General features: G+C 68.3%; 8 protein-coding genes. 6 read left to right on the forward strand and 2 right to left on the reverse strand.

Going from position 1 to position 7,866, the window contains the following annotated elements:
- On the reverse strand, positions 1 to 193 hold a 193-nt coding region (locus ACESMY_RS23175; RefSeq protein WP_372787005.1), incomplete at its 3' end, for a hypothetical protein.
- A 19-nt stretch (positions 194 to 212) separates the two neighbouring features.
- Complete coding sequence (locus ACESMY_RS23180) at positions 213 to 551, reverse strand: P-II family nitrogen regulator (protein ID WP_293372711.1); 339 nt, start codon at positions 549 to 551, stop codon at positions 213 to 215.
- Between the two features lie 369 nt (positions 552 to 920).
- Between ACESMY_RS23180 and ACESMY_RS23185 the strand changes: the two genes are divergently transcribed.
- From ACESMY_RS23185 to ppdK, 6 genes are all read left to right on the forward strand, one after another.
- Positions 921 to 1,565, forward strand: coding sequence for a fasciclin domain-containing protein (locus tag ACESMY_RS23185; protein ID WP_372787006.1), 645 nt, complete (start codon positions 921 to 923; stop codon positions 1,563 to 1,565).
- A gap of 57 nt (positions 1,566 to 1,622) precedes the next feature.
- Entirely contained in the window at positions 1,623 to 1,961 is a 339-nt protein-coding gene (locus ACESMY_RS23190; protein ID WP_372787008.1) for a hypothetical protein, read from the forward strand.
- A 100-nt stretch (positions 1,962 to 2,061) separates the two neighbouring features.
- Entirely contained in the window at positions 2,062 to 2,946 is an 885-nt protein-coding gene (locus tag ACESMY_RS23195) for a glycine--tRNA ligase subunit alpha (protein WP_372787009.1), read from the forward strand.
- Positions 2,946 to 3,443, forward strand: coding sequence for an endonuclease domain-containing protein (locus tag ACESMY_RS23200; protein WP_372787010.1), 498 nt, complete (start codon positions 2,946 to 2,948; stop codon positions 3,441 to 3,443). The genes ACESMY_RS23195 and ACESMY_RS23200 overlap by 1 nt, the downstream gene beginning before the upstream one ends.
- Before the next feature lie 2 nt (positions 3,444 to 3,445).
- Complete coding sequence (gene glyS, locus ACESMY_RS23205; RefSeq protein ID WP_372787011.1) at positions 3,446 to 5,455, forward strand: glycine--tRNA ligase subunit beta; 2,010 nt, start codon at positions 3,446 to 3,448, stop codon at positions 5,453 to 5,455.
- Positions 5,456 to 5,470: 15 nt separating this feature from the next.
- A partial coding sequence (gene ppdK / locus ACESMY_RS23210) for a pyruvate, phosphate dikinase (protein ID WP_372787012.1) occupies positions 5,471 to 7,866 on the forward strand: 2,396 nt, incomplete at its 3' end.

Consider the following 7,866-nt stretch of genomic DNA (forward strand, 5'->3'; position numbering starts at 1 on the left):
CCGCGGGAGCCGCCGCAGCCGCCGCGGCGTCCGGCGCCGGCGTTGCGGCCGGAGCGGCGGCGGCAGGCCCTGGAGCCGCCGGGGCGGCGGGTGTCTGGGCGAGGGCAGTTCCCGCGAACGGGCCCCCGATGACGGCGGCGGCGAGCGCGAGCCCTGCCAGCCTTTTCAATCCGATGAACTTCATTGTGGTCATGTCCCCTTGTTTTTGACCGCTAGAGCGCCGCGGCGCCGGTCTCGCCGGTCCGGATGCGCACGGCGTCTTCGACGTTGAGGACGAAGATCTTGCCGTCGCCGATCTTGCCCGTGGCCGCGGCGGCCTTGACCGCCTCGACCGCCTTGCCGACGGCGGCGTCGTCGACCACCGCCTCCAGCTTCACCTTGGGGAGGAAATTCACCTGGTACTCAGCGCCCCGGTAGATTTCGGTCTGCCCCTTCTGCCGGCCGTAGCCCTTCACTTCCGAGACCGTCAGCCCTTCGACACCGGCGCCGACGAGCGCTTCGCGCACGTCGTCCAGCTTGAAGGGTTTGACGATCGCCATGATCAGTTTCATCCGCTCGCTCCCGCGCGGTCCTTGAGGCTGGACCGGCCGTCCGTGTTGACCTGTAGGCCACTGCGAAGTGTCCCCATCCCCGTCTCGCAGCGGTCGGCCGACGCTATCGGGGCGCCGCGGCGGCGCAGGGGGATGGCGCGACCAAGCTGGGCAAGAAGGGCTCGCGCGCCTCATTCCTGGGCGACCCTGCGGTCCGGCGCCCGAAAATTGGGCGATTGAGCGCTCCAGCCCGGTTGTTCTAGGGTGCGAACCTCACCTTCACGAAGCCATCACGGGGAGACCCAGGCTTGGCGAAGCCTGGACAACGGCGAACCGTCGCCGTACCTGCGCGTTGCCGTTGGGCTGTTCGCACCGCAATTTGAGGACCTGATGAAGATCGATCGCTTGCTGACCGCGGCCGCGGCCGTTTCCCTGATCGCCGGCGCCGCCCTGGCCCAGACCCCGGCGGCCCAGACCCCGGCTCCCGCCGCGGCGCCCGCAGCCGCAGGCGCGCCGAGCGGGAAGCTGGTTCCCAACGGCACCCTGGCCACCACGCTTCGGGCGTCCGGCCAGTTCAACACCTTCGTGAAGGCGCTGGACGCGGTGAACCTCGCGACCCTGCTGCAGAATTCGCCGGGCCTGACAGTGTTCGCGCCGACCGACGCGGCCTTCCCGCAGTCCAAGCTCGACGCGATGGTCGGCGACAAGACCGCCCTGCAGAAGACGCTGCTGCACTACATCATCAACGCCAAGGTCGACTCCACGAAGATCAAGGGCGCGCGCGGCCCGCTGCCGACCGGCGCGGGCGACATCATCGTCCTCGACGGCTCGGCCGATGTGCTGAAGGCCGACAACGCCAACATCATCCAGGCCGACGTGATGGCCTCGAACGGCATCATCCACGTGATCGACGCCCTGCTGGTCCCGGGCTCGGTCCCGGCCACCCTGCCGGAGCCGCCCGCGGCCGAAGCGGCGCCGGCGCCGGCGGCCCCCGCCGCGCCTCCGCCCAAGGCGCCCGCCCGCAAGAAGAAATGAACCTTCACCGCGGTGGGGACTTTTAGTTGCCGACGAAGGCAACGGAGACCCCATGCCATGAAGATCCAGCATCTGCTTACCGCCGTCGCTGCGACCGCCCTCATCGGCGGCGCGGCCCTTGCGCAGCAACCGGCTCCCCCGGCCGGGACGAGCACGACCACGACGACGACCGTGGCGCCGAGCACGGCGACCGCCACGTCGACCGACGCCACGACGAGGGCTGCGCCGACCGGCGCGGCGACCTCGACCTCGGTCACCACGACCGACGCGGCGGGCACCTCGGTGACCAACACCACGACCACCAACGGGCCGGTGGCGGACACCCCTGAAAACCGTGCGAAGTACGGCAAGCCGATGTCCAACGCCGGCAAGCGCACGCCCCCCAAAGGCAACTAGCCTAGGGACGCTTTCCCGCCCTTCGGAGCGGGTTGAAGCCAAGGTCGGCGGGCCCTATGGTCCGCCGACTTTTTTTGCGCCTGCGAACAAGCTCATTCCAATGCCCGACAAGCCACTTTCGTTTCAGGACCTGATCCTGAAGCTGCACGACTATTGGGGCGCGCAAGGCTGCGTGATCCTGCAGGCCTATGACGTCGAGGTGGGGGCGGGCACGCTCAACCCGGCGACGGTGCTGCGCGCGCTGGGCCCCAAGCCCTGGAAGGTCGCCTATGTGCAACCCTCGCGCCGGCCGGCCGACGGCCGCTATGGCGAGAACCCCAACCGGCTGCGCCAGCACCACCAGTACCAGGTGATCCTGAAGCCCAATCCGCCGAACCTGCAGGAGCTCTACCTGGGCTCGCTGGAGGCCATCGGCATCGACCCGCGGGTCCACGACATCCGCTTCGTCGAGGACGACTGGGAAAACCCGACGGTCGGGGCCTGGGGCCTCGGCTGGGAGGTCTGGTGCGACGGCATGGAGATCACCCAGTACACCTACTTCCAGCAGGTCGGCGGGCTCGACGTCTTCCCGGTGGCGGGCGAGCTGACCATTGGCCTGGAGCGGCTCAGCCTCTATCTGCAGAACGTCGATAGCGTCTACGACCTGCGCTACAACGACGAATTCACCTATGGCGAGGTGTTCCTGGCCAACGAGCAGCAGTTCTCGGCCTTCGAGCTGGAAGTCGCCGACGTGGACGTCCTCAAGCGCCAGTTCGAGGACATGGAGCGCGAGGCGCCGCGCATCCTGGAGAGGCGCGGCCGCCAGGGCGAACAGCTGGTGTTGCCAGCCTATGACCACGTGCTGAAGGCCAGCCACCTGTTCAACATCATGGACGCCCGCGGCGCCATCGCGGTCGCCGAACGGCAGAGCTACATCGGCCGCATCCGCGACCTCTGCAAGATGTGCGCGGAGGTCTACGTGGCCCAACAGGGCGGGAACGCCTGATGTTCGAACACGCGAGTCATGCGCCAGCGGCCACCGCGCGCGCGCGCGGTCTGCGTCGTCGGATGACGTGGACCGAAAGGCGGTTGTGGCAGGAACTGCGGAAGCTCGACGCGAACTTCCGGAGGCAGGCGCCGATCGGGCGGTTCTTCACCGACTTCGCCTCGCATGGTCACAAGCTGGTCATCGAGGTCGACGGCGGCGTGCATGAGCGGTTGCCGAAGGTCGCGTTGCGCGATGTGGAACGACAGCGGTGGCTGGAAGGCCAAGGCTACCGGGTGCTCCGCTTCAGCGACCGACAGGTCGGCAGCGACGTGTACGCATGTATTGAGATCGTGAAAGCCCTCCTCCTCGATGGAGGAGGGTTGGGTGGTGGTGAGGCCGCTGAGGCGCCGCAGAATGCACTTGCTGGCGTCAACGCCCTCCGGCGCTCCACCGTCACCTCAGCAGACGCGCCACCATCCCCGGCCCTTCCTCCATCGAGGAGGAAGGGAGAGTAGCTATGCCTCAGTTATTGCTTGAACTCTTTAGCGAAGAGATCCCGGCGCGCATGCAGGCGCAGGCGGCCAAGGACCTCGAGCGGATGGCGCGCGAGAAGCTGGCGGCCGAGGGGCTGTTGCCCGAGGCGCTGACCGCCTTCGCGGGCCCAAGGCGCCTGACCCTGGTGGCCGAGGGCCTGGCTGCCGCCCAGGCGGAGCGGCACGAGGAGCGCAAGGGTCCCCGCCTCGGCTCGCCCGACCAGGCCATCGAGGGCTTCCTGCGCTCGACGGGCCTGACGCGCGACCAGCTCGTCGAGCGCGACGGGCTCTACTTCGCCCACATCCACAAGCCGGGCCGCCCGACGCCGGCGATCGTGGCCGAGATGGTGGAAGCCATCGTCCGTAACTTCCCCTGGCCCAAGTCGATGGTCTCGGGCGTCAGCAAGCTGCGCTGGGTCAGGCCGCTGCAACGCATCCTTTGCGTCTTCGATGGCGAGGTCGTGCCCTTCCAGATCGACGGCTTCGTCTCGGGCGACCTGACCGAGGGCCACCGGTTCATGGGATCGGGCCAGGCGTTCCACGTGAAGGACTTCGACAGCTACGCCGACGGCCTGGCGAGGAACTTCGTGGTGCTCGACCCGGAGGAGCGCAAGGAGCGCATCCTCGACGCCGCGCGCACCCTCTGCTTCGCACGCAACTTCGAACTCGTGGAAGACGACGGTCTGCTGGACGAGGTCGCGGGCCTGACCGAGTGGCCGACCCCGGTGATGGGCGACATGGACCCCGCGTTCCTCGACCTGCCCCCCGAGGTGATCCGCACATCGATGCGCGTCCACCAGCGGTTCTTCGCCGTGCGCGACCCTGCGACCGGCTTCCTGGTTCCGCACTTCATAGCGGTCGCCAATATCGAGGCCACCGACGGCGGCAAGTTGATCGCCAGCGGCAATGGGCGCGTGCTGTCCGCCCGGCTCTCCGACGCCCGGTTCTTCTGGACCGAGGACCAGCGGATGCGGCTGGAGGACCGGCTGGAGAAGCTGAAGGGCGTCACCTTCCACGCCAAGCTCGGCAACATGTACCAGCGGGTCGAGCGGATCACGGCGCTGGCCGGCGAACTGGCGCCCTACGTCCGCGACGACGAGGGGACCAAGGCCAAGGCGATGCAGGCCGCGCGGCTTTGCAAGGCCGACCTTGGGACCGGCATGGTCGGTGAGTTCCCCGAGCTGCAGGGCGTCATGGGCGCCTACTACGCCGACAAGGAAGGCCTTGAACCCGAGATCGTCGACGCCATCCGCTGGCACTACAAGCCCCAAGGGCCCACCGACGACGTGCCGGTCCAGGCCGTGGCGGCCACCGTGGCGCTCGCCGACAAGCTCGACACCCTGGTCAGCTTCTTCGGCATCGACGAAAAGCCGACGGGTTCGCGCGACCCCTATGCGCTGCGCCGCGCCGCGCTGGGCGTGATCCGCATCATCCTGCAGACCCGCACGCGCCTGCCGTTGAAAGCCTTCGCGTCCGACGATCTACTCGCCTTCTTCGCCGACCGGCTGAAGGTGCTGCTGCGCGAGCAGGGCCAGCGGCACGATCTGGTGGATGCGGTGTTCGCGCTGGGGGATGACGACCTGGTGCGCATCGTGTCGAAGGTGAATGCGCTGGAAGGCTTCCTAGGCAGCGAGGACGGCAAGAACCTGCTCGCCGGCTACAAGCGCGCCGTGAACATCCTCAAGGCCGAGGAGAAGAAGGCCGCCCTGCCGACCGGGGAGCCGGCCGAGATCAAGGGCGCGCCGCCGGAAGAGGCCGGGCTGGTCATCGCCGTCGGCCACATGGAGATCGAGCTCGGCAAGGCGCTCGAGAAGGAAGACTACGCTTGGGCCATGCGCGAGCTCGCCGCGCTCCGGCCAGCGGTCGACGCCTTCTTTGACAAGGTTTTAGTGAACTCCGAGGTAGCCTCGGAACGTGAAAACAGATTGCGGCTTCTGGTGAAGGTCCGCGACGCCATGGGGCGCGTGGCGGATTTCAGCCAGATCACCGGGTAGCGACGAGGGATATCTATGCCGGCCGAGACGATGACCAAGACGCGTTGGGTCTACGCCTTTGGCGGCGGGCGCGCGGACGGCGACGCCTCGATGAAGAACCTCCTGGGCGGCAAGGGCGCGAACCTCGCGGAGATGTCGTCGCTCGGCCTGCCGGTGCCGCCGGGCTTCACCATCACCACCGAGGCCTGCACCCACTATTACGAGAATTCCCAGCAGTACCCGGACCCGCTGAAGGAACAGGTCGCCGCGGCGCTGAAGATCGTCGAGCAGCAGACCGGCAAGGCGTTCGGTGACGCGGCCAATCCGCTGCTGGTCTCGGTGCGCTCGGGCGCCCGCGCCTCGATGCCCGGTATGATGGACACGGTGCTCAACCTCGGCCTCAACGACCAGACCGTCGAGGGGCTGGCCAAGCTGGCCGGCGACCGCCGCTTCGCCTTCGACAGCTATCGCCGCTTCATCCAGATGTATTCGAACGTGGTCCTCGACCTCGATCACCACATGTTCGAGGAGATCCTCGACGAGCATAAGGAGCGCCTCGACGTCACCGTCGACACCGCGCTTTCCGCCGACGACTGGGAGGCGGTGGTCCGTGACTACAAGAAGGCCGTGGAGACCGATCTCGGCCATCCCTTCCCGCAGGATCCGCAGGCCCAGCTCTGGGGCGCGGTGGGCGCGGTCTTCGCCAGCTGGATGAACGACCGGGCGAAGTTCTACCGCCGCATGCACGACATTCCTGAGAGCTGGGGCACGGCGGTGAACGTCCAGTCGATGGTGTTCGGCAACATGGGCGAGACCTCGGCGACCGGCGTCGCCTTCACCCGCAATCCCTCGACCGGCGAGAACCGGCTCTACGGCGAATATCTGATCAACGCCCAAGGCGAGGACGTGGTCGCCGGCATCCGCACGCCGCAGGCCCTCACCAAGATCGCGCGCGAGGAGATGGGCGAGAAGAACCCCTCGATGGAGGAGGCGCTTCCAGAGGTCTTCGTGCAGTTCAAGGCTGTCGTCGAGAAGCTCGAGACCCACTACCGCGACATGCAGGACATCGAGTTCACGGTCGAAAAAGGCCGGCTCTACATGCTGCAGACGCGGAACGGCAAGCGCACGGCCAAGGCCGCGCTGAAGGTCGCCGTCGACCTCGCCAGCGAAGGCCTGATCACCCGCGAAGAGGCGGTGATGCGGGTCGAGCCCGCCTCCCTCGACCAGCTGCTGCACCCGACCATCGACCCGGGCTCGAACCGCGAAGTCATCGCCACCGGCCTGCCGGCTTCGCCCGGCGCGGCCACCGGCAAGATCGTCTTCACCGCCGCCGAAGCCGAGATCCAGGGCGGATCGGCGGGCGCGGTGATCCTGGTGCGCGAGGAGACCAGCCCCGAAGACATCCGCGGCATGGACGCGGCTCGCGGCATCGTCACGGCGCGCGGCGGCATGACCAGCCACGCCGCGGTCGTGGCGCGCGGCATGGGTCGCCCTTGCGTCTCCGGCGCCGGCGAGATCCACATCGACGCCAAGGCCGGCGAGATGCGCACCCGCGGCCGCACCTTCCGGGCGGGCGACGTGATCACCATCGACGGCTCGACCGGCGAGGTCCTGTCGGGCGTGGTCAAGATGATCGAGCCGGAGCTTTCCGGCGACTTCGCCACCCTGATGAGCTGGGCCGACGGCTTCCGCCGGCTGAAAGTCCGCGCCAACGCCGAGACGGCGGTCGACGCCAGGACCGCGCGGCAGTTCGGCGCCGAGGGCATCGGCCTTTGCCGCACCGAGCACATGTTCTTCGATCCGGCGCGGATCGCCGCGGTGCGCGAGATGATCCTGGCCGATGACGAGGCGGGCCGCCGGGCGGCGCTCGCCAAGATCCTGCCGATGCAGCGCGACGACTTCGTGGAGCTGTTCGGGATCATGGAAGGCCTGCCGGTGACGATCCGGCTGCTCGACCCGCCGCTGCACGAGTTCCTGCCGCACACCGAAGAGGACGTGAAGGCCGTGGCCGAGGCCACGGGCCTGGACGCCGCCAAGCTGATGCGCCGGGCGCAGGAGCTGCATGAGGTGAACCCGATGCTGGGCCACCGCGGCTGCCGCCTGGGCGTGAGCTATCCCGAGATCTACGAGATGCAGGTCCGCGCGATCATCGAGGCGGCCTGCGAGGTCGCCGCGGCGGGCCGTCCGGCGCCGATCCCGGAGATCATGCATCCGCTCGTGGCCAAGGGCGAGGAGATGAAGTTCCTGCGCCAGCTCACCGACCGCATCGCCAAGCAGGTGATCGCCGAGAAGGGCCGCGAGATCGAATATGCGGTCGGCACCATGGTCGAGCTGCCCCGCGCGGCGATCCGCGCCGCGGACCTGGCCGAGAACGCCGAGTTCTTCTCCTTCGGCACCAACGACCTGACCCAGACCACCTTCGGCATCAGCCG

The organism is Phenylobacterium sp. (assembly GCF_041691455.1).
Taxonomy (GTDB): domain Bacteria; phylum Pseudomonadota; class Alphaproteobacteria; order Caulobacterales; family Caulobacteraceae; genus Phenylobacterium.

Excerpts from the sequence above, each read along its gene's own strand:
- ACESMY_RS23180 (WP_293372711.1), bottom strand. The coding sequence starts at position 551 with ATGAAACTGATCATGGCGATCGTCAAACCCTTCAAGCTGGACGACGTG.
- ACESMY_RS23185 (WP_372787006.1), top strand. The coding sequence starts at position 921 with ATGAAGATCGATCGCTTGCTGACCGCGGCCGCGGCCGTTTCCCTGATC.
- ACESMY_RS23190 (WP_372787008.1), top strand. The coding sequence starts at position 1,623 with ATGAAGATCCAGCATCTGCTTACCGCCGTCGCTGCGACCGCCCTCATC.
- ACESMY_RS23195 (WP_372787009.1), top strand. The coding sequence starts at position 2,062 with ATGCCCGACAAGCCACTTTCGTTTCAGGACCTGATCCTGAAGCTGCAC.
- ACESMY_RS23200 (WP_372787010.1), top strand. The coding sequence starts at position 2,946 with ATGTTCGAACACGCGAGTCATGCGCCAGCGGCCACCGCGCGCGCGCGC.
- glyS (WP_372787011.1), top strand. The coding sequence starts at position 3,446 with ATGCCTCAGTTATTGCTTGAACTCTTTAGCGAAGAGATCCCGGCGCGC.